16 protein-coding genes are annotated in these 21,890 nt (G+C 66.6%); 8 read left to right on the plus strand and 8 right to left on the minus strand.

The features are described from left to right. Positions 1 to 55 precede the first annotated feature (55 nt). Entirely contained in the window at positions 56 to 781 is a 726-nt protein-coding gene (locus AC16HO_RS01900) for a copper homeostasis protein CutC (RefSeq protein WP_395642581.1), read from the minus strand. 221 nt (positions 782 to 1,002) lie between these two features. Here AC16HO_RS01900 and AC16HO_RS01905 point away from each other — a divergent pair, with 221 nt between their 5' ends. The 7 genes from AC16HO_RS01905 (at position 1,003) to hutG (ending at position 10,538) form a co-directional block, all read left to right on the plus strand. After that, on the plus strand, positions 1,003 to 2,481 hold the full coding sequence (locus AC16HO_RS01905; RefSeq protein WP_395642580.1) for an alpha-L-fucosidase: 1,479 nt from the start codon (positions 1,003 to 1,005) through the stop codon (positions 2,479 to 2,481). Then, a complete protein-coding gene (locus AC16HO_RS01910) occupies positions 2,478 to 3,860 on the plus strand; it encodes an alpha-L-fucosidase (protein WP_395642579.1) in 1,383 nt (460 codons plus the stop codon). The genes AC16HO_RS01905 and AC16HO_RS01910 overlap by 4 nt, the downstream gene beginning before the upstream one ends. A 49-nt stretch (positions 3,861 to 3,909) precedes the next feature. Further along, the gene (locus tag AC16HO_RS01915; protein ID WP_395642578.1) at positions 3,910 to 4,668 is read left to right on the plus strand and encodes a pseudouridine synthase; all 759 of its coding nucleotides are present in this window, start codon (positions 3,910 to 3,912) and stop codon (positions 4,666 to 4,668) included. Between the two features lie 216 nt (positions 4,669 to 4,884). Beyond that, positions 4,885 to 6,594, plus strand: a complete 1,710-nt coding sequence (locus AC16HO_RS01920) for an N-acyl-D-amino-acid deacylase family protein (protein ID WP_395642577.1) — start codon at positions 4,885 to 4,887, stop codon at positions 6,592 to 6,594. 61 nt (positions 6,595 to 6,655) lie between these two features. Beyond that, the gene (locus AC16HO_RS01925; protein WP_395642576.1) at positions 6,656 to 7,918 is read left to right on the plus strand and encodes an NAD(P)/FAD-dependent oxidoreductase; all 1,263 of its coding nucleotides are present in this window, start codon (positions 6,656 to 6,658) and stop codon (positions 7,916 to 7,918) included. Positions 7,919 to 7,929: 11 nt separating this feature from the next. Next, on the plus strand, positions 7,930 to 9,633 hold the full coding sequence (locus AC16HO_RS01930) for an O-linked N-acetylglucosamine transferase, SPINDLY family protein (protein ID WP_395642575.1): 1,704 nt from the start codon (positions 7,930 to 7,932) through the stop codon (positions 9,631 to 9,633). Between the two features lie 119 nt (positions 9,634 to 9,752). Further along, complete coding sequence (hutG, locus tag AC16HO_RS01935; RefSeq protein WP_395642574.1) at positions 9,753 to 10,538, plus strand: N-formylglutamate deformylase; 786 nt, start codon at positions 9,753 to 9,755, stop codon at positions 10,536 to 10,538. A 171-nt stretch (positions 10,539 to 10,709) separates the two neighbouring features. Here the strand turns inward: hutG and chrA are convergent, their stop codons facing one another. The 7 genes from chrA to wecB all read right to left on the minus strand — a co-directional run bounded on the left by chrA (position 10,710) and on the right by wecB (position 19,925). Further along, positions 10,710 to 11,939 (minus strand): chromate efflux transporter, encoded by a 1,230-nt coding sequence (gene chrA / locus AC16HO_RS01940; protein WP_395642573.1) that lies wholly within the window; start codon positions 11,937 to 11,939, stop codon positions 10,710 to 10,712. 125 nt (positions 11,940 to 12,064) lie between these two features. After that, complete coding sequence (locus AC16HO_RS01945; protein WP_395642572.1) at positions 12,065 to 12,622, minus strand: HEPN domain-containing protein; 558 nt, start codon at positions 12,620 to 12,622, stop codon at positions 12,065 to 12,067. Between the two features lie 19 nt (positions 12,623 to 12,641). Beyond that, positions 12,642 to 14,558, minus strand: a complete 1,917-nt coding sequence (parE, locus tag AC16HO_RS01950) for a DNA topoisomerase IV subunit B (protein WP_395642571.1) — start codon at positions 14,556 to 14,558, stop codon at positions 12,642 to 12,644. A gap of 62 nt (positions 14,559 to 14,620) precedes the next feature. Then, a complete protein-coding gene (locus tag AC16HO_RS01955; protein WP_395642570.1) occupies positions 14,621 to 15,370 on the minus strand; it encodes a class I SAM-dependent methyltransferase in 750 nt (249 codons plus the stop codon). Next, positions 15,367 to 17,625, minus strand: a complete 2,259-nt coding sequence (locus AC16HO_RS01960; RefSeq protein ID WP_395642569.1) for a glycosyltransferase — start codon at positions 17,623 to 17,625, stop codon at positions 15,367 to 15,369. The genes AC16HO_RS01955 and AC16HO_RS01960 overlap by 4 nt, the downstream gene beginning before the upstream one ends. Positions 17,626 to 17,633: 8 nt before the next feature. Next, the gene (locus AC16HO_RS01965; RefSeq protein WP_395642568.1) at positions 17,634 to 18,752 is read right to left on the minus strand and encodes a hypothetical protein; all 1,119 of its coding nucleotides are present in this window, start codon (positions 18,750 to 18,752) and stop codon (positions 17,634 to 17,636) included. 3 nt (positions 18,753 to 18,755) lie between these two features. Next, positions 18,756 to 19,925 carry a non-hydrolyzing UDP-N-acetylglucosamine 2-epimerase gene (gene wecB, locus AC16HO_RS01970; RefSeq protein WP_395642567.1) on the minus strand — a complete coding sequence of 390 codons (1,170 nt, stop codon included), beginning with the start codon at positions 19,923 to 19,925 and terminating at the stop codon, positions 18,756 to 18,758. Between the two features lie 193 nt (positions 19,926 to 20,118). Between wecB and AC16HO_RS01975 the strand changes: the two genes are divergently transcribed. Further along, positions 20,119 to 21,783 carry a CTP synthase gene (locus AC16HO_RS01975; protein ID WP_395642566.1) on the plus strand — a complete coding sequence of 555 codons (1,665 nt, stop codon included), beginning with the start codon at positions 20,119 to 20,121 and terminating at the stop codon, positions 21,781 to 21,783. Positions 21,784 to 21,890 lie beyond the last annotated feature (107 nt).

The raw sequence follows: 21,890 nt of genomic DNA on the forward strand, positions 1-21,890 counted from the left end.
TTCCTTTTCGCTTTCGGTCGGCTCGGTTGCCTTCGCTTCCGTCACCATGGCGGGGTCAGGCCTCACGCAACGCCGCAACGATTGCGCGCACGCGCGCAACGTCGGTCTGCACGAAATCCGGCTCCAGTCCGGGAAGGTCTTCGCGACGCAGGCGCATGCCCGAGCGGCGTGTCGTACCGGCCGAGGAATGGCACTCGACCACGCCCGTGCGCGCGACCAGTTCGCGCACGTTGTCGGCTCTGACGCCGCCGCCGGCCAGGATTGCGATGCGGCCTCTCGCCCGGCGCACATGGTTCGCGATCGCATCGGCACCCTGCGCCGCGCTCGCCGCCGCGCCCGACGTGAGCACGCGCGCGCAGCCGAGCGCGATGATGTCCTCGAGTGCCGCGGCCGGATCGCGCGCCGTGTCGAAGGCGCGATGGAAGGTAATGTCGAGCGTGCCGGCGGCCGCGACGAGGCGTCGGCACAGCGCGACATCGACATTGCCGTCCGCGTCGAGCGCGCCGATGACGACGCCATCCGCGCCGCTGCGCACGCAATCTTCGATGTCGCCGAGCATGGCTTCGGCCTCGAGCTCGCTGTAGAGAAAATCGCCGCCGCGCGGACGCACCAGTACGTGGATCGGGATACGCAGCCGCTTGCGCGCCTCGACAAGCGTGCCGTGCGACGGTGTCGTGCCGCCCTCGCGCAGGTTGGCGCAGAGTTCGATACGGTCGGCGCCACCTTCCTGCGCGGCAAGGGCGGAGGCGATCGAGGCGGCGGCGATTTCGAGCAGGGGCATAGGCGATCAGGCGCAAGGCAAAACGACAAGCTGAACGTGTGCATGCCGTTGTGCGGCGTGCATCTTGCCGGGAATTCGGGCATTCTTGTGTTTGGATCGATCCAAACACATGATGGACTCTATCACTTTCGCGTTGCAGGTAAACATTGCAGCGCACCATCAAGTCGCGACGACAACGCCGTATCGATGCACATGCCGAAACGCCCATCCTAGGAAGCGCCGTGTACCTGAAGTTGTTGCTGGCTTTCATTCCGTCGCTCGCGGCATTGTTCGTGCCGGCCGTCGCTGCGGAGACCGCGCCACCGTTGCCGGCGGTCGTTGCCGCGCACGGCGTGCCTGCACTCGCGCCGAGCATCGAAGCCTGGCGCCAGCTCGGCTTCGGCATGTTCATCCACTGGGGCCTGTATTCTGAGCTCGGCGGCGTCTGGCAGGGCAAGCCGGTGACCCGGGGCTATTCCGAGCAGATCCAGAGTTTCGCGAACATCTCGCGCGCGGACTACGCCAAGGTTGCCGCGCGCTTCACCGCGGCGAAGTTCGATGCCGATGCGATCTGTGCGCTGGCCAAGGACGCCGGCGCGCGCTACATCCTCATCACCAGCAAGCACCACGACGGCTTCGCCATGTTCGACACGAAGTCGACCGACTACAACATCGTCCGGCGCACGCCGTTCGGCAAGGATCCGCTCAAGTTGCTGTCGACGGCGTGTCGCAGGATCGGCCTCGGCTTCGGCGTGTATTTCTCGCTGGTCGACTGGCATGCGGGGCACGCGTTCGATTCCGACAACAACAACCCGATCCCGGCGTCGATGGAGCCGTTGATCGAGCAGCAGCTGCGCGAACTGATGACCAACTACGGTCCCATCGCGGAGGTCTGGTTCGACATGTCCGCGCCGACACCCGAGCAGAGCCGCAAATTCGCGGCGATCGTGCGCGAGCTGCAACCGCGCGCGGCGATCAACGGACGCATCTGGAACAACGTCGGTGACTTCGTCACCCTCGGCGACAACGAAGTGCCTCCGCCGGGCCTGCAGCCGCCGTTCGAAGTGCCGGCGTCGATCTATCACGAGACCTGGGGCTATCGCAGCTGGCAGAAGCGCGACGACGTCGACGCCAAGGTGCGCGAGCTTGTGCACGGCTTGGTCGAGGCGCGCGCGCACGGCGGCAACTACCTGCTCAACATCGGGCCGATGGGCGACGGCGCCATCGTGCCGTTCGAGGCACAGGTGCTGCACGGCATCGGTGCGTGGCTGCGCGCGCATCCGGGTGCGCTCGATGTCGGACATCCGAACCTGCCCGGAAAAGTCATCGCCGTTGCCGCGGACGGATCGATCCGGATCGCGCGCAGCGATTGGTCCGCGGGCACGAGCTTCGGCTTCGGCAACGGCTACACGACGCAGTATCCGACGACGGTGGTGCTGGCGGCGGCGATTTCCTCGCCGCGTGCGCGGGTGCTGACCCTGCATATCGACGGGGTCAAGGCGCGCGGCGACCGACGCTATCGCATCGCCGTCGGCGATGAGGCGCGCGAGGTCGGTGGAGCGCATTTGGGCGACAAGGCTGGTGTCGGCATGTTTCGCATTCCGGCGGCGAACGCGATGCCCGTGTCGATTCGTCTCGCCGATCCGGCCTACGCCGCCGAGGATCTGGGGCTGGATTTCCAAGCGATCGAGTTGCACCCAAGCAGCGAAGGTTCGCAATGAGCCTGTCTCGCCGCCGCTTCATCGCTGCCGGCGCCGCTGCGCTCGGTGCGGGTGCGCTGCCGCATCGCGCAGCCTGCGCCGATGCGGCAAACACCTTGCCGCGGCCGACGCCGCAGCAACTGCTGTGGCAGCGCGACGAATTGGCGATGTTCGTTCATTTCGGAGTCAACACGTTTACCGATCGTGAGTGGGGGCTGGGCAACGAAAATCCGGCGATCTTCAACCCGACCGCGCTCGACGCACGCCAGTGGGCGCGCAGCGCGCGCGATGCCGGCGCGCGCGCGATGATCCTGACCGCGAAGCACCACGACGGCTTCTGCCTGTTTCCCACCAAGACGACGAAGCACTCGGTCGCGAGCAGCCCGTGGCGCGGCGGCAAGGGCGATGTCGTGCGCGAGTTCGCCGATGCCTGTCGCGCCGAGAACCTGCGCGTCGGCCTGTACTGCTCGCCGTGGGACCGCAATTCGCCGGTTTACGGCAGCGCGCGCTACGACGATTTCTACCACGAGCAGTTGAGCGAGCTGCTGACGCGCTACGGCGACATCCACGAATTGTGGTTCGACGGCGCCAACGGCGAAGGCCCGAACGGCAGGCACCAGACCTACGACTGGCCGCGCATCCACGCGCTCGTGCGCAGGTTGCAGCCGAACGCGGTGATGTATTCCGACGCCGGTCCCGACGTGCGCTGGTGCGGCAACGAGAACGGCATGGCCGGCTATCCGAACTGGGCGATGGTGAATCCCGCACGCGTGCCGTATCCCGGCGCGGACAGCCCCGAGGTGAGCGACGCGCTGCTGCACGGCGACGCGGGCGGCCGCGTCTGGCGCCCGGCCGAGGCCGATGTGTCGATCCGCCCGGGCTGGTTCCATCACGCGGCCGAGGACGACAAGCTCAAGAGCGTGGAAACCTTGAACGAAATCTGGTTCCACTCGGTCGGGCACAATTCCAAGCTGTTGCTCAACGTGCCGCCGACGCGCGAGGGCCGGTTCCATGCGAACGATGTTGCGCGCCTGCGCGAATGGCGCGCGGCGCGCAACGCACTGTTCGCGCGCGATCTCGCCGCCGGAAAAGCCTCGGCATGGAGAAAAACCGGCGAGCGCGGCGCGGTCGCCGAAGTCGACCTCGGCACGGTCGCGCGCATCGGCGTCGTGCGCCTTGGCGAAGACATCGAGCGCGGCCAGCGCGTATCGAATTACGCCTTGCATGGTGCGGCCGCCGACGGCCATTGGCAGGAACTCGCGCAAGGTTCGACGATCGGGGCCTGCAAGCTCGAGCGCGTCGCGCCGCAGCCGCTGCGCAAGCTGCGCGTGACCGTTCTCGATGCGATCGCGCCGCCGTTGCCGCTGCGCATCAGCGCGTACCCGGCCGGCGCAGATTGAGCGCTTGGTATACTCGGCGGCGGATGTCGAACCCGCCCGCGCCTACTGCATGACCGCCACGGACAACACTGCTGCGCAGGATCAGGCGCAGTCGAAACGCCTGAACAAACACATCGCCGAGACCGGCTACTGCTCGCGGCGCGAAGCGGATCGGCTGATCGCGGAAAAACGCGTGACCCTCAACGGCAAGCCCGGCGGCGTCGGCAGCCAGGTCGCGGAAGGCGACGAGGTGCTGATCGACGGCCAGCCGCTGCTGCAGCGGCGCAGCGGTGCGCGCGGGCGCAGGCATGTCTACATCGCGCTGAACAAGCCGGTCGGCATCACCTGCACGACCGAACGCGAGGTCAGGGGCAATATCGTCGACTTCGTCGACCACGCCGAGCGCATCTTCCCGATCGGCCGCCTCGACAAGGATTCCGAAGGCCTGATCCTGCTCACCAGCAACGGCGATATCGTCAATGAGATCCTGCGTGCGGAGAACAACCACGAGAAGGAGTATCTCGTCGGCGTGAACAAGGCGGTGACGCCGGAATTCCTCGCCGGCATGGCGCGCGGCGTGCGTGTTCACGGGCAGATGACCAAACCGTGCAAGACTGCGCGCATCGCCAAGTTCGGTTTCCGCATCGTGTTGACGCAAGGGCTGAACCGGCAGATCCGCCTGATGAGCGAGGCGTTCGGCTACCGCGTGACCCAGTTGCGCCGCGTGCGCATCGTCAACGTCAAGCTCGGCGCGCTCAAGCTTGGCCAGTGGCGCAACCTGACCGAGCAGGAGTTGCGCGGTCTGCTGCCGCAGCGCACGGACTGGTGAGCACTCGCCGGCCAGGGCTTCGGCGCCGCACCGACGCGATGGGGGATCGAGGTGCAGAAACTGCTGGCGCGGGCCCGGGGCGCGGCGTTGCGGCGCCCACCATGCGGGTTCCGGTGGCGGACCACGGGGGCTACTGGACATCGCCCCGGCTTGGCCTCATCGTTGGGATGAGCAGGGATGTGTGGTGCTCTGTCGATTTTCGTTCGGGGGGAATCCATGTTGCGATCCAGCATTGCGGGACTTGTTCTGTTTTTTCTTCTCGGCGGCTGCCAGGCGCCGACGAAACCGCCGCAGTTCGACTACGACCTGATCGTCCGTCACGGCACGGTCTACGACGGCAGCGGCGGGCCGCCGCGCCAGGCCGATGTCGGCGTGCGCGGCCAGCGCATCGCCGCGATCGGCGATCTGGCCGGGGCGCATGCGGTACGCGAGGTCGATGCGCGCGGCCTCGCCGTCGCGCCCGGGTTCATCAACATGCTGTCGTGGGCCGGCGACGCGTTGTTCCACGACGGCCGCTCGATGTCGGACATCAAGCAGGGCGTGACGCTCGAAGTGTTCGGCGAAGGCGAGTCGCTCGGACCGCTGACGCCGAAGATGCGCGAAGAAGCGGAGAAACTGCAGGGCGACCTCAAGCACCCGGTTACCTGGAGCGGCTTCGGCGAAGGCATGCAGGCGCTCGTCGCGCACGGCATAACGCCGAACATCGCCTCGTTCGTCGGCGCGACTACGTTGCGCATTCACGAAGTCGGCTACGCCGATCGCGCGCCGAACGCGCAGGAACTCGCCAACATGCAGGAACTGACGCGCACGGCGATGCGCGAAGGTGCGCTCGGCGTCGGCTCCTCGCTGATCTACGCGCCGGCGTTCTACGCGAAGACCGACGAGCTGATCGCGATCACCAAGGCCGCGGGCGAATCCGGCGGCGGCTACATCTCGCACATGCGCAGCGAAGGGCCGCGTCTACTCGAGAGTCTCGACGAGTTGATCCGCATCGCGAGCGCGGCCGGCGTGCACGGCGAGGTCTATCACTTCAAGGCTGCGGGTCGCGACAACTGGCCCAAGCAGGCGCAGGCGATCGCGATGATCGAGCACGCGCGTCGGCACGGCCTGGATATCTCCGCGAACATGTACACCTACACCGCAGGTGCGACCGGACTCGACGCCGCAATGCCGCCGTGGGTGCAGGAGGGCGGCCTCGACGAGTGGATCAGGCGGCTGAAAGACGCGAAGACGCGCCAACGCGTGATTCGCGAGATGAACACGCCGACCGACAAGTGGGAAAACCTGCTGCTCGCCGCGGGCAAGCCCGAAAACGTCCTGCTCGTCGCGTTCAAGAATCCGCGGCTGAAGCCGCTGACCGGCAAGACGCTGGCCGAAGTGGCGAAGATGCGCGGCAAGACGCCTGCAGAAACCGCGATCGATCTCGTGATCGAGGACGGCAGTCGTGTCGGCACGGTGTATTTCCTCATGTCCGAGGACAACGTCCGCCAGGCCGTTGCGTTGCCGTGGATGGCATTCGGTTCGGACGAGGGCTCGGAAGCGCCCGAGGGTGATTTCCTCAAGTCGCAGCCGCATCCGCGCGCCTACGGCAACTTCGCGCGTGTGCTCGGCAAGTACGTGCGTGAGGAAAAGGTTGCCGGCTTGTCCGATGCGATCCGGCGTCTGAGCTCACTGCCGGCGAAGAACATGAAGCTGCGCGATCGCGGCGAGCTGAAGGCCGGCGACTACGCCGACATCGTGATCTTCGATCCGGCGACGATCGCCGATCACGCCACCTTCGACAAGCCGCAGCAATACGCGACCGGCGTGCGCGACGTGTTCGTCAACGGCGTGCAGGTGCTCAGGGACGGTGAGCATACCGGTGCGAAGCCGGGCATATTCGTGCGTGGACCGGGCTGGGCAGGGTGGAAGACCGAAGCGAAGTAATTTTTTCTCGTCATTCGCGCTGTCGCGGGAATGGCGGCAAATGCAAGGCAATCATCCCGACATGGCATCTGATTCCAGGAAGCACGACGTTCTGATTCTCGGCGGCGGCATCATCGGCCTCGCCTGCGCCTACTACTTGCTCAAGTCGGGTCGCGGCGTGACGATCCTCGAGCAGAACACACTGGCCAGCGGTTCCTCGCACGGCAACTGCGGCACGATCACGCCCAGCCATGCGCCGCCACTGTCGCAGCCGGGCATGATCGCCAAGGCGCTGAAGTGGACGCTGGCTGCCGACGCGCCGTTCCGCGTGGCGCCGCGGCTCGATTTCGAACTGTTCGGCTGGATGCTGCAATTCGCGCGGCGCTGCAACCAGAGCGACTACCACCGCCTCGCGCTCGCCAAGGGCCCGTTGCTGCTGCGGTCGCGCAAGCTGCTCGGCGAGCTCGTGCGCGCGGAAAACCTGCAATGCGAATTCGAGGAAAGCGGCACGCTCTACGTGCACCGCGACGAAGCCGCGTTCGATGCCGCGAGCGGTCTGCCGCAGACGCTGGCCGATTGCGGCATCGTCATGCAGCGCATCGACGCGAAACGCTGCCGCGCGATGGAGCCGGCGCTCAACGACAGTATCGTCGGCGGCTACTGGAATCCGTACGACGCGCGCCTGCGCCCCGACCGCTACGCCGCAGAACTCGCGCGCGTGGTCAAGGCGCTCGGCGGCGAGGTGCACGAATCGACCACGATCACCGGTTTCCGCAACGCGGCCGATCGCATCGATGCGGTGCTGACCGATCGAGGCGAATTCGCCGCGGACGAGGTCGTGTTCGCGCTCGGCGCATGGTCGCCCTGGCTCGCGCGCCAGTTGGGCCTGCGCCTACCGATCCAGCCCGGCAAGGGCTATTCCATCACCTACACGCGGCCCGCGTGCGCGCCGCGCATCCCGCTGACGTTGCGGGAACGCAGCGTGTGCGTGACGAGCTGGGATTCCGGCTACCGCCTCGGCAGCACGATGGAATTCGCCGGCTACGACACGCGCCTCAACCGCGCGCGCCTCGACGCGCTCAGGCGCGGCGCGGCGGAATACCTGGTCGAGCCCGAAGGACCGGTCGTGGTCGAGGAATGGTACGGCTGGCGGCCGATGACGTACGACGATTTGCCGATCATCGGCCGCACCTCGCAATGGCGGAACCTGATGCTCGCGACCGGGCACAGCATGCTCGGCGTGACCATGTCGGCCGCGACCGGCGAACTCGTCGCGCAGTTGTACGCCGGCGGCGACACCGCCCTCGATGCGGCGACGTTCTCGCCCGCACGCTTCGGATTGTAGACCTGGCAGACATGAGCGTCGCAACGTCGCCCGGCACACCGCGCCCGACGCCGGCACACGCGCTGCTCGAATGGCTTTCCGCTGCAGCCGTCGCGCAGCAGTTCGCCGGTATCGCCCAGCGCCTGCGCGCGCCGTTGCCCGCGCTGGCATCCGAGCGAAAACTCGCACTCGATACCGCGATGCGGCTCGGCCAATACGGTCAGGCGTTGCCTGCGTTCATCGTGCTTTCGCAGTTGCGGCACGAGTTGCCGAGCGATGCCGAGGTGTGTGTGCGGCACGATATCGAACGTGCCTACGGCATCGCCGGGTGGCACGAACAGCAGGGCCGCCCGGCCGCCGCGCTTGCCGCTGCCGATACGCTGCTGCGGCAGGTGCCCTGGCATCGACCCACGCGCATGCTGCGCGCGAGCGTTCTCGCCGAACGTGGAGAAGCGGCGGCAGCCGTCGCTGAATACCGCCGCATCCTCGACACCGTGCCGGGCGATGCGATCGCCGGCAGTGCGCTGCTGATCGCGATGCAACACGATCCGGCGCAGTCTGCCGATGCGATCGCCGACGCGCATCGCGCCTGGGCTGCGCGCCACATGCCGCAGGTCGCGGCGCGCTGGCCGGCTTGGATGGCGCAGGCCGATCCTGGTCGACCGTTGCGCATCGGCTGGCTGTCGCCGCGATTCTTCTCCGGCCTTGTCGCCGACTTCTTCCTTGGCGTACTAGAAAAATTCGATCGCGCCGAAGCGAAGCATGTGCTCTACGACACCGGCGGCATCGACGATGCGGTCAGCGCGCGTTTCCGTGCCGCCGCGGACGAGTGGCATCGCGTCGACGAGCTCGACGACGCGGCGCTGTGCGAGCGCATCCGCGCCGACCGCATCGACGTGCTTGTCGAATTGGGCGGACATAGCCCCGGCAACCGCCTGCGCGCGTTCGCGTGGCGACCGGCGCCGGTACAGGCGACGTGGCTCGACTACTTCCACAGCACGGGCACCGAGGCGGTCGACGTGCTGGTCAGCGATGCGATGCTCAGCCCGCCACGATTCGCTCATCGTTACAGCGAACGCGTGCTGGCGTTGCCCTCGGGGCGCCTGTGCTGGTCGCCGCCGGCCGATGCGCCGCCAGTCGTGCCGCACGCCACCGCGCCGCTGCGCTTCGCCAGTTTCAACCGCGTCAACAAGATCAACGACGAGGTGCTCGCCGCATGGTCGCGCATCCTTGCCGGTGCGCCGGGCAGCGTTCTGCGCCTCAAGGCGCGGGCGTTCGACCTTGCCGACGAGCGTGCGCATTTCCTCGCGCGTTGCGCCAAACACGGCGTCGTGGCAGGACGTCTGGAACTGCTCGGCTACGGTTCGCACGCGCAGGCGCTGGCCGCGTACGCCGACGTTGACATCGCGCTCGACACGTTCCCGTTCTCCGGCTGTGCGACCAGCCTCGACGCACTGTGGATGGGTGTGCCCGTGGTGACGCTGGGCGGCGAGACGATGGTGAGCCGGCAGGGCGCGAGCCTGCTGACGTCGCTGGGACTGGAAGAATGGATCGCGGACGATGCCGATGGCTACGTTCGCCGCGCGCTGGACCTGGCGAACGACGCCGCGCGCAGATACGCGTTGCGCGCGGGCCTGCGCGACCGCGTGCGCGAGCGGCTGTGCGATGTCGATCGGCATGCGCGCGAGTTGAGCGGTGCGCTGCGTGGAGCATGGCGACACTGGTGCGCGGTATGATTGTCGTTCGCTCGTCGTTCCCGCGAAGGCAGGAATCCAGTTCTTGCTCTTGACCTAAAAAGCACGAAATGAAAATACGGATTCCTACCTTCGCCGGAATGACGGCCCCGGAGTTCGCCATGACCGAAACCTGCACCCTCCACCGCGGCACCGCACCGCTGCTGATCTCGCTGCCGCACGACGGCACCGCCTTGCCCGACGACATCGCCGCGCGCCTCGTGCCCGCAGCGCGGCGCGTGCCCGATACCGACTGGCACGTCTCGCGCCTGTACGCGTTCGCGCGCGAGCTGGGTGCGTCGATGCTGGTGCCGAAGTATTCGCGCTACGTTGTCGATCTCAACCGTCCGCCCGACGACGTCTCGCTGTACCCCGGGCAGAACACGACGGGCCTCTGCCCGATCGTGCAGTTCTCGGGCGAGCCGGTGTATCTGCGCGGGCAGGAGCCGTCACCCGAGGAAGTCGCGCAGCGCGTCGAGCGCTACTGGCGGCCGTACCACGCGGCATTGATCGAGGAGATCGCACGCATCAAGGCCGCGCACGGCCGCGCCGTGCTCTGGGAAGGGCATTCGATCCGTTCGCTCGTGCCGTTCCTGTTCGACGGCCGGCTGCCGGATTTCAACCTCGGCACCGCGGGCGGCGCGAGCTGCACGCCGGCCTTGCAACAGCGTCTCGAAGCCGTGCTCGCCGCGCAGAAAAAATATACTTTTATCGTCAACGGCCGCTTCAAGGGCGGCTACATCACGCGCCACTACGCCGATCCCGGCAACGGCGTGCAGGCCGTGCAGCTCGAACTCGCGCAGCTCAACTACATGGATGAGGACTCGTTCGAGTATCGCGATAATCTCGCCGAGCCGACGCGGGCACTGATCCGGCAGCTGCTCGAGGCGACTCGTGCGATGCCGTAGCCCGGATGCAGCGCAGCGGAATCCGGGATCGCCTGTTCAAAGCCCCGGATTGCGCCGCTTGCGCGGCTTCATCCGGGCTACTCGCTCGCAGCGCCGACGCAGGCGCTGATCCGCCGCTTGATCGAGACCGTCCTGGCCGAATAGGACACGCAGGGCAATCACGGCGAGCGGTCATTTCACCGCCGTTCCGAGCAACAGCGACGTTGCCGCACCCGTCGCGGCCAGCAAGACTACGACGATCCACGGCGGCAGCTTCCAGCGCACGAGCAGGAGGAAGCCGGCTAGAGCAGGCACCGCGTCGTACCAACGCAGGATCGCCGTCGTGCATACCGGATCAACGAAAGCCACGGCGAGGATGCCGACGACGGCTGCATTCGCGCCGCGCATCGCCGACTGGGCGAGCGGTCGGGCACGAAGGGCGTTCCAGAACGGCAGCGCGCCGTAAACGAGCAGCAGGCCGGGCAGGAACAGGCCGATCAGCGCGATCATGGCGCCGAGCGGGGCGTTGTGCATGGGCGTTGCCAATGCGCCGAGATAGGCAGCGAAGGCGAACAGCGGTCCGGGAACGGCCTGCGCTGCGCCGTAGCCGTTGAGGAACGCCGCATCGGACACCCAGCCCGGCGACACGACTTGCGCCTGCAGCAGCGGCAGCACGACATGGCCGCCGCCGAATACCAGTGCGCCCGAACGATAGAACGCGTCGAACAACGCCAGTTCCGGATTGTGGGCAACTGCGGCGACCAGTGGCGGCAAGGTGAGCAGAGCTGCGAAAACGATCAGCGCGAATGCTCCTGCGCGTCGAGTGATGGGAAACTTTCCCGTGTACGACGTTTGCGATGCGCCGTTTCCTCGGCATAGCCACGAACCGAGCGCGGCGCCCATGCCGATCGCGGCGATTTGTCCGAATGCATTGCCCGACAGCAGGACGATCGATGCTGCCGAGGCCGTGATGATTGCGCGCACGATATCCGGCGTCAGGCTGCGCGCCATGCCGAACAGTGCCTGCGCGACGACCACTACCGCGACGAGCTTCAGGCCGTGCAGGCACCCCGTCGCCAACGCGCCCGAGAGCGTGCCGGAGGCGAGGGCGAAAGCAAGCAGGATGACGGCGGACGGCAGCGTGAATCCGAGCCATGCTGCAATGCCGCCTGCGAGTCCGCCGGCGCGGCGCAGCCCCAGAACGAAGCCGACCTGACTCGACGCGGGTCCCGGCAGAAACTGGCACAACGCCACGATGTCGGCGTAGCCCGTTTCGTCGATCCAGCGCCGGCGCAGCACGAACTCGTCGCGGAAGTAGCCGAGGTGCGCGATCGGGCCGCCGAACGAGGTCAGGCCGAGTTTGAGAAACGCCGCGAACACCTCGCGCGCAGAGCCGGGCCGACTGTCGTTCGCGAACGCCATGTGGTCGATCTTAATCAGTCCGGTTCGCGCGGTCTGCTACGCCGACTCGAAGTGGCATTGGCATCTCGACATGCGTAGGTTGGGGTGCGAAGCCCAGCCAAGTTTCTGTGGAAGCGCTGGGCTTGTCAGCCCAGCCTACGTGCTAAAAAAGCGTCAGTCGTATCGGCAATTTGAGCAATGAAGTGAATGTGCTTTCGAAGACCATCTCGAGTCACTGCATGTTGTTTGGGCCGAGGTTCGCCAGTGGTTGGGCGGAGGGAGCGATGTGCGATATCCCCACGCTTTTTGACCAAAAGATTCAGCTCTGCTTTGGCCTTGGTTGGATCGCAATTATTCCAGGTCCAAGCGTCTGAAACATCGAGTGAAAGATACTTTTGGAAGAGCTGACGAACTCTGTCTGCACTCGGGCTATGAAATGACTTCAGGTCAATTTCTAACGAATTGCGATAGAAGCTTGATAGGGCATCATTTGCCTTGTCTTTGGCGCATATTGAATCGATTGCCTCGACAATTCGATCTTCAAAATAAGTTTCGAGTGCTGCAAGCGCCATAACCAAGCTAGCGCGCTTGAGAACTTCTATATCCGAAGGCGGTGGCTTGGTGTTAAGAGCGTCAAAGTGTCTCAGGAGATCAGTGGAGTCCTGAATTGCGTGCTTGAATGCTTGGAGAGCTTGCGAACTCATCTGCAAAATCGGGCGCTAGTTAGACTTCCAGCGAGGCAAGGTCACCCTTCGTCTCCAACCACTCCTTCCGATCCGCCGCGCGCTTCTTCGCCAGCAGCATGTCCATGATCTTGGCCGTGCCATCGTCGCCCTCGATGGCGCTGCCGTCGACGGCAAGGCCGACGGTGAGCTGCACGAGGCGGCGCGTGTCGGGGTCGATCGTCGATTCGCGCAGCTGCGACGGATTCATCTCGCCCAGGCCCTTGAAGCGGGTGACGTTGACCGCGCCCTTGATCTTCTCGCGCTGGATCTTGTCCAGCATCGCGTCGCGCTCGGCTTCGTCGAGGCAGTAGAACACCTGCTTGCCGACGTCGACGCGGAACAGCGGCGGCATCGCGACGAACACGTGGCCTTCGCGCACGAGTTGGGGGAAGTGCTTGACGAACAGCGCGGACAGGAGCGTGGCGATGTGCAGGCCGTCGGAGTCGGCATCGGCGAGGATGACGACCTTGCCGTAGCGCAGGCCGGAGATGTCGTCCTTGCCCGGATCGCAGCCGATCGCGATGGCGAGGTTGTGCACTTCCTCGGAGGCGAGCACCTGGCCGGAATCGACCTCCCAGGTGTTGAGGATTTTTCCGCGCAGCGGCAGGATCGCCTGGAAGTCCTTGTCGCGTGCCTGCTTGGCGCTGCCGCCGGCGGAGTCGCCTTCGACGAGGAACAGCTCGGTGCGCGACAGGTCGCTCGAGGCGCAGTCGGCGAGCTTGCCGGGCAGGGCAGGTCCCTGGGTGATCTTCTTGCGCACGATCTGCTTTTCGGCCTTGAGCCGCAGCGCGGCGCGTTCGATCGCGAGTTGGGCGATCTTCTCGCCGATGTCGGTGTGCTGGTTCAAGTACAGCGAGAAGCCGTCGTGCGCGGCGTTCTCGACGTAGCCCGCGGCGTCGCGCGAGGACAGGCGCTCCTTGGTCTGGCCGGAGAACTGCGGTTCCTCCATCTTCAGCGAGAGCACGAAGCAGAGCCGGTCCCACACGTCCTCGGGCGCAAGCTTGACGCCGCGCGGCAGCAGGTTGCGGATGTCGCAGAACTCGCGCAGCGCGTCGGTGAGGCCGGTGCGCAGGCCGTTGACGTGGGTGCCGCCCTGCGCGGTCGGGATCAGGTTGACGTAGCTTTCCTGGGTCAGCTCGCCCTCGGGCAGCCAGGCCAGGGCGAAATCGACCTCGTGCTTGTCGCGCTTGAGCGAGGCCTGGTAGAGATCCGGCGGCAGGTAGTCGTTCGCGCCGAGCATCGACTTCAGATAGTCGGACAGGCCGTCTTCGTAGTGCCATTCTTCTTTTTCGCCGCTCGCTTCGTCGCTGAAGCGCACGGTGAGGCCGGCGCAGAGCACGGCTTTGGCGCGCAGCACGTGCTTCAATTTCGGCAGGCTGATCTTCGGCGAATCGAAGTACTTCGGATCGGGCCAGAAACGCAGCGTCGTGCCGGTCTGCTTCTTCGGCACGCTGCCGACGACGGAAAGATTGCTCGCGCGATCGCCGTCCTTGAAATTCATGCGATACACCTGGCCGTCGCGGCGGATCGCGACCTCGACGCGCTGCGAGAGCGCATTGACCACCGACACGCCGACGCCGTGCAGGCCGCCGGAGAACTTGTAGTTCTTGCCGGAGAACTTGCCGCCCGCATGCAGCTTGGTCAGGATCACCTCGACGCCGGGCCGGCCTTCGTCGGGATGGATGTCGACCGGCATGCCGCGGCCGTCGTCGCCGACTTCGACCGAACCGTCGGCATGCACGGTCACCTCGATCGTCGACGCGTGGCCGTTGACCGCCTCGTCGACCGAGTTGTCGATGACTTCCTGGGCGAGATGGTTCGGCCGCGAGGTGTCGGTGTACATGCCCGGCCGGCGCTTGACCGGATCGAGGCCGGAAAGGACTTCAATGTCCGCCGCGTTGTATCTGCTGCTCATTCAAAACTTCCGTGACGACAAACCGCGCGCATAGTGGCGGTTGTTTCGTTGTCGATCAAGTCTCAGACGTGGCGCAGCACGACGGTTGCGAAACGTGCGCCTTGCGCTTGTCTGCGCAAGCCGTAGTCCCAATGGAACGACTCGACCATCAAATCTGCCGATACGCCGTATTCGGCGAGATCGGTCGCACGATATGGGCGTATCGTCTCATCGGTTGCGAACCGGGAAACGAGTGCATCGTTCGCGTCGAGCACGCTGTAGCGGCGCTCGATGCGGTTGCTGCCGTCGACGTTTGCCGTGATGCGCTTGTGGCGTTCGAGGAAACCGCCATCGTGTTCGCGCCGGTAGTCGCGGCGGAATTCGGCGAAGCTGGTCACCGGCTGCGGCACGAAGGCGTCGAGCACGAGGCAGCCGCCGGGTTCGAGCAGCGCGGCCAGGGTATGGATGCAGCGCTGCGCGACTTGGGGATCGACGAGGTAGGTGATCAGCGAATACGGCATCAGGATCACGCGGAATGAATCACGCAGCGCGGGAGCGGTGATGTCCATTTGGGTGACGCGCGGCGACAAATCGCGCGCCTGCGCATCGCGGCGCAGGCGCGCAAGCATCGGCAGCGAGCGGTCCGCGCCAACCACGTCGACGCCTGCGCGCAGCAGTTCGATCAGGATGCGCCCGGTGCCGCAGCCGAGTTCCAGCGCGCGGCCGCCCTCGCGCAGGCACAGCGCGCGATACCAATCGATGTCGTCGAACGGCATGCTCTGGCCCATGTCGGTCGCGTAGACATCGGCGATGAAGTCGTAGGACCAGGTCACGCGCGTGGTTCGCTCTGCAGACTGCGGTACAGCGCGAGCTGCCGGGCCGCGACCGCGTCCCAGGTGTGCGTGTCGAGCCTGGCGTCGTCGGCTTTCTCGATGCGGCGCCGATGTTCGGCGTCGGCGAGCAGCGCCGCGATCGGTGCGGCCATGCCGGCGACATCGGCGGCGGTGACGAGGCCCTGCAGTCCCTCGCGCGCGAAGCCGCGTGCGCCGGCCGCCGTGCTCACGCAGACGCGGCGCGCGAGCAGCGACTCGATCAGCTTGATCGACGAGCCGCGGATGTCGTACTGCGGGTTGATGCTCAGCGTGCACTCGGCGAGGTAGGACGCTGGATCGACGAAGGTGGAGACGAGATCGACGCCGTCCTGGGTGAGGCGTGCGTCGGTGTCCGCAACCGCCTTCGATTCGGCGCCGCCGAGGATGCTCAGGCGCAGGTCGGGGAATTGGCATCTCAGCGCGGGCCACGCCTGGTCGAGGAAGGCGAGGATGCCCTCGCGGTTCTGCGTGTAGCGGAATGGCCCCATGAACAGCAGGCGCGGCGGCGTTTGCGGCGATGGCAGGGCGCCGGCGCGACGATCGATCGCGCCGTTGCCGATCAGGTGTGCGTGCGCGTTTGGTAGCAGGGCGATGTCTTCGTTCGAGCAGGCGCTGACCGCGTCGAATCGTTGCAGTGCCGTGATCTGCGCGGCATCGTTGTCACCGCCGTCGCCGTTCAGATAGACGTCGTGCAGCGCGAGCAACCAGCGTGCGCGGCCGGCGTGGTGGGCGGGGCGCTGGTCGGCAACCAGGGCCAGTTCCATGAATTCCACCTGCACGACATCGGGATCGTACAACGCGATCATGCGGTCGAGCTTCTGTCGCAGTTCCGGCCAGGCGTGACGCTGCATGCGCTCGGCCAGCGTCATCGGCGCATCGGTCGGGCGGTCGCCACGGCCTTCGATCAGGTGCGTCGCGCGCACCTGCCTGAGCCAGGGTTCGGAAGCGAGCGAGTACAACGAGCGCTCGTCGCCGAGCAGAAAGAAATCGACGCGATCGGCGAGCCGCGTGACGAGTTCCGCGATGCGCCGCGCACCGCCGTGCGCGGGCGGGAACAGCGCGAATGGCGTCACCAGCAACACGCGTGGCCGCATTGCGTAACTCGGGTGCGGACCATGGTAGCTGTCCTGGGTGATGCGGTCGTAGCGCAGGCCGAGCGCGCGCGTGCGCCGCGCGCGCAGGCGCACGCGGAACGTTCGCCATGCGCGTGCCAAACCGGCGAATTCGGGCCAGTGTTCGGGCGCGCGCGCGGCGATACGGCGGATGTGCTCGATCGGCGTCACCGGTGTCCACGCGTGGCGCATGTCGAACCACTGCGCGTTGCGCGCGATCACGCGCTCGATTTCTTCTTGCTTGTAAAAACGGTTCACCGTGCCGCGATGTCCGTGCCAGGCCTGCGAGGTCGGGCAGAACAGCACTTCCCAGCCCTCGTTCCAGGCACGCAGACCGAAATCGGCGTCTTCCCAGTAGAACGGATGGTATTCGTGCGCGTCGGCGACGTAGCGGCGCAACTGCGCGGTACGGCACAGCGAGGAGCCGCCGCCGGGATAGAGGTTGCCGCGCGCGAGCGTGCCCGGCTCCGGCGTGCGCTCGTAGACGATCGGTTTGTCGTGATGTGCATGGAAGTCCGACCAGCCCGTTTCCTCGCGCCGCCGACCAGGGTCCTCGAAGAAGATCTGCGAAGTGATCGCGAACACCTGCCGCTGGCGATATGGCAGCAGTTCGGCGAGTGCCTGTGGCCCGAGGCGCATGTCGCTGTTGAGCAGATAGGTCCAGGGATGCCGCGCCTTGGCCAAACCCGCGGCGATCGCGCCATCGTAGCCCAGCGGCTGCTCGTGGAACTGCCATTCCCAGTGTATTCGAGACATGCGGCCAGGGACGGCCGCTTCGTGAGCTTCGCGATCGCGGATGATCGCGGAGTACGCAGCCGGGTTGGCGCCGTTGACGACGATGATCACCTGCACGGGCTCGTCGAGTTTCGCACAGGCCGCGGCGAGTGCGTCGAGCGTGATCGCGAGCGTGCTTGGTGTGCCGCGCTCGGGCACGATCACGCTGATGCCGGGCGTGGTGGCGCGCTCGCGGCGCGGCTGCGGCCAGCGTCGCGGCAATTTCGGCGCGAGCCAGTCGGCCAGGCCCATGGCAGCGTACAGCGGCAGGAAGCGCAGCAGGAACAGTACGCGCGCCAGCGGCGAGATGCGGCGGGGTGCATCACTCATGGACGCGCTCAAACGAGCGCCGCGGCGCTGGGTCGCGCCGTGCCCGGGCGATTGGCGTACCAGCGCAGCGCCTGCTCGGCGAACATCGTGCCCCAGACATTGGCCTGCGCCGCGGCGTCGGCGTTGAACGGCAGCGAGTCGCGCGTCTCGACGCGCGCCAGCAGGATTGCGGCGAGCCGGTCGAGTTCGGACTCGCCGGGCGCCTGCGCCGCGCCGAGCTGGCGCAGCAGCAGGCCGACGCGCAGTGCCTGGGCGAGGATGTCGTTGCGAACCTTGCCGTCCGTTTCGCCGGCCGTTTCGGGCAGTGCGCCGTCGGCGCGAGCGGCGGCAAGGCAGCGGTGCAGCAGTTGCGCGACGGCGTCGGCGCGATCCGGGCGCGAGAGCAGCAGACCCTCGGCGAAATACAGGGTCGGGTGCAGCATGCCGAGCTCGATGTCGGCAGCCTGCATCGCCCAGCGCCCGCTTTCGCGTGCACAGGCGAGAGCGAGCCCCTGCGGCAGTTGGGCGTGATTTCCGCTCAGGGCGACGCGCGAGGAAGCCTTGACCAGGAACGGGCCGCCCCGCGTCGACCAGCGCGGCGGCAGCGGCTGTGTGCCGCGCAACTGGATCGCGGGCAGCAACGTGTCGTCGCGCACGAACTGCGACAGTTGTTCGTGCAGCGTGCCGCGCACCGCGTCGGTGTGCGTGACGATGCCGGCTTCGGCGATCGCGTCGACGCCGCGCAACAGCATGGCGAGGTCGAAGAAGAACGCGGCATCGTTGCGCCAGTCGGGCTCGCCAGCGGTGAGGTGAACGCGCGTCTGCGGCATCTGTCCGGCGGCCGAGAAATGGCGTGCTGCCCAGCCCAGCGCGAGTCGTGCCCGCTCGCGCACCTGCGCATCGTCCTCACCGCCGCTGATGTCGGCGAGCCAGCTCAGGTAATAGCCGGTGATTTCGGCATAGACGTAGAGTGGCTTGCCGTCGGCGCCAATCGTGCCGGCAACGCCGCCGGCCTGGTCGCCTTCGCGCAGTTGCGCGCTGCCGCGCAGCAGCCAGTCGCGCAGGCGCATGGCGGCGGCGTTCGCGGCTTCGGCGTGAAGCGCAACCTCGCCCGCGGCGGGCGAGGTGGAAGTCGATTGCTGATTCATTCGTCAGATGCAAAGCGAAAGTGGGGCGGCAACTTCGTCCATGATGGCGCCTCGATGACAGGCGACGAGGTGCTCGGCGATGCGCATGCCGGCACGGCCATCGCCGTACGGTGCCGACGCGTCGAATGCCAAGGCAGTTGGCCGCGGTGCGTCGAGCAGATGCCGCGCGGCGGCGGCGATGCTGACCGCATCGACGGCGACGAGGCTGGCGTTGCCCAGCGCGAGGCTTTCCGGCCGCTCGGTGTTCTCGCGCGCGATCAGGATCGGCGTGCCGAGATAGGGCGCCTCCTCCTGGATGCCGCCCGAGTCGGTGATCGCGAGCGTGGCGCGCGCAAGCAGGCTGATGAACGGGCGGAAGTCGAGCGGTTCGGTCAGCACGATGCGCGGATGCGCGGCCAGGTGCTGGCGGATGCGTGCGCCGACGGCGGGATTCGGATGCACGGGACAAAGCACGCCGACATCGGGTCGCGCGGCGAGCAGGTCGAGGACCGCCGCGCAGACCACGTCGAGGCCGCGACCGTAGTTCTCGCGCCGGTGCAGGGTCAGCACGATCAGGTGCGGCGTCGCGGGTGCGCTGGGCAGTTCGGATTCCGCGCAAGGCCACTGCACGGTTTCGCGCAACAGGTCGATCGAGGTCTGGCCGACGCGGAAGATGCGTGCCGGTGCGATGCCTTCACCGCGCAGGTTGCGTTCGGCGCTTGCGGTCGGTGCGAAGTGCAGGTCGGCCAGGCGCGCGATGCGGCGGCGGAAATGTTCCTCCGGAAACGGGCGCAACGGATGGCTGGTGCGCAGGCCCGCTTCGACGTGGGCAAGCGGCAGGCCCAGATCGCGCGCAGCAAGCGCGGTCGCGTAGGCGGTGCTGGTATCACCCTGGGCGACGACCAGTGTCGCCGCGGTTTCGCGCAGGCAGCCGCGGATCGTCGTGCGCAGGCGTTGCAAGGTGGCCGACAACGATCCGCTTTCGCACTGCGCTGCGGCGACGTCGGCGGCGAGGCCGTGCTGGGCCAGCGTGCGCTCGACCATCGCGCGATGCTGGCCGCTGTTGATCAGCAGGGATGCGCTGCCGTCGTGCGCGCGCAACGCCTTGGCCACGCTGGCCAGCTTCAGGCATTCCGGGCGCGTGCCCGCGACCAGCGCGATTCGCGGCTGGCGAATCTGTTTGAAAACGCCCACTCGGCCCCCTGAAGGCATTCTGCACAAATTGATTACATATTATTACACCGAAATGCGACGAAAAACGTAGCCGTTCTCGCGGGTTAGGTGATTTGTTTTCGCGCGGATCGACTCCCGCGCCGGCGCACAGCCTCGCCCGACCCGGCGAAGCGGAGTAAACTACCGCTTTACCAGCACCGGAAACTGCTGCGTCATGACTCCCCTGATTTTCGTAACCGGCGGCGTGGTGTCCTCGCTAGGCAAGGGCATTGCGTCGGCTTCGCTCGCCGCCATCCTCGAAGCGCGCGGCCTGCGCGTGACGATGATGAAGCTCGACCCGTACATCAACGTCGATCCGGGCACGATGAGCCCGTTCCAGCACGGCGAGGTCTACGTCACCGACGATGGCGCGGAGACCGACCTCGACCTCGGCCACTACGAGCGCTTCGTGCGCACGCGCCTGACCGGCAAGAATTCGATCACCACGGGCAAGATCTACGAGGCCGTGATCCGCAAGGAGCGCCGCGGCGACTATCTTGGTGCGACCGTGCAGGTGATTCCGCACATCACCGACGAGATCAAGCATTCGATCTTCGAGGCGACGCGCGGTTTCGACGTTGCCCTGGTCGAGATCGGCGGCACGGTCGGCGACATCGAGTCGCAGCCGTTCCTCGAGGCGATCCGCCAGATCCGCATCGAGCACGGCGCCGACAAGGTCATGTTCATGCACCTGACCCTGGTGCCGTACATCAAGGCCGCCGGCGAGATCAAGACCAAACCGACGCAGCACTCGGTCAAGGAACTGCGCGCACTCGGCATCCAGCCCGACGTGCTGCTGTGCCGCTGCGAAGAACCGCTGCCCGACAGCGAGCGGCGCAAGATCGCGCTGTTCACCAACGTGCCGGAAAAAGCCGTCATCAGCGCGATCGACCTCGACACGATCTACGCGATTCCCGCCTGGCTGCACAAGCAGGGTCTCGACGATCTCGCCGTCGCGCATCTGAAGCTCGACGCGAAGCCGGCCAACCTTGCCGAGTGGGACAAGGTGGTCGAGGAGGTCAAGCATCCCAAGCATCAGGTCGACATCGCCATCATCGGCAAGTACGTCGAACACAAGGACGCGTACAAATCGCTCGGCGAGGCGCTGCGCCACGGCGGCCTCAAGCAGTCGACGCAGGTCAACCTGCGCTGGGTCGAGTCCGAGGAGATCGAGGCACGGGGCGCCGAGATGCTGCGCGACGTCGACGGCATCCTCGTGCCGGGCGGCTTCGGCAAGCGTGGTTTCGAGGGCAAGGTCGCCGCGGCGCAGTTTGCCCGCGAGAACAAGATCCCGTACTTCGGCATCTGCTACGGCATGCACGCGGCGGTGGTCGATTTCGCACGCCATATAGCGAATCTGCCCGCGGCGAATTCGAGCGAGAATGATCGCCTCGCGGCGGACCCGGTGATCGCGCTGATCACCGAGTGGACCACTGCGAGCGGTGGTGTCGAGCAGCGCAGCGAGGAGTCCGATCTCGGCGGTACGATGCGCCTCGGCGCACAGGAATCGCGGCTCAAGCCCGGTACGCTCGCGCGCGAGATGTACGGCCAGGACGTGATCCGCGAGCGTCACCGCCACCGCTACGAATTCAACAACAACTACCGGCAGAATTTCGCCGACCTCGGCCTGGTGATTTCCGGCGTGTCGATGGACGAGGAACTGGTCGAGATGATCGAACTGTCGCCGCAGCAGCATCCTTGGTTCGTCGCATGTCAGGCGCATCCCGAATTCACTTCGACGCCGCGCGACGGGCATCCGCTGTTTTACGGCTTCATCCGTGCCGCGCGCGAGCAGAAGGCGGTGCGCGAAGCGCCGAAGTTGGCGGGAGCCGCGGCGTGACGGGTTTTGTATTTTCCCTCTCCCGTCGGGAGAGGGTGCCCGAAGGGCGGATCAGGGTTCGGGGTTCCGGCGAACCGTCATCCGCATGCGGACCCTCGCCCCGACCC

Source organism: Rudaea sp. (assembly GCF_057139185.1).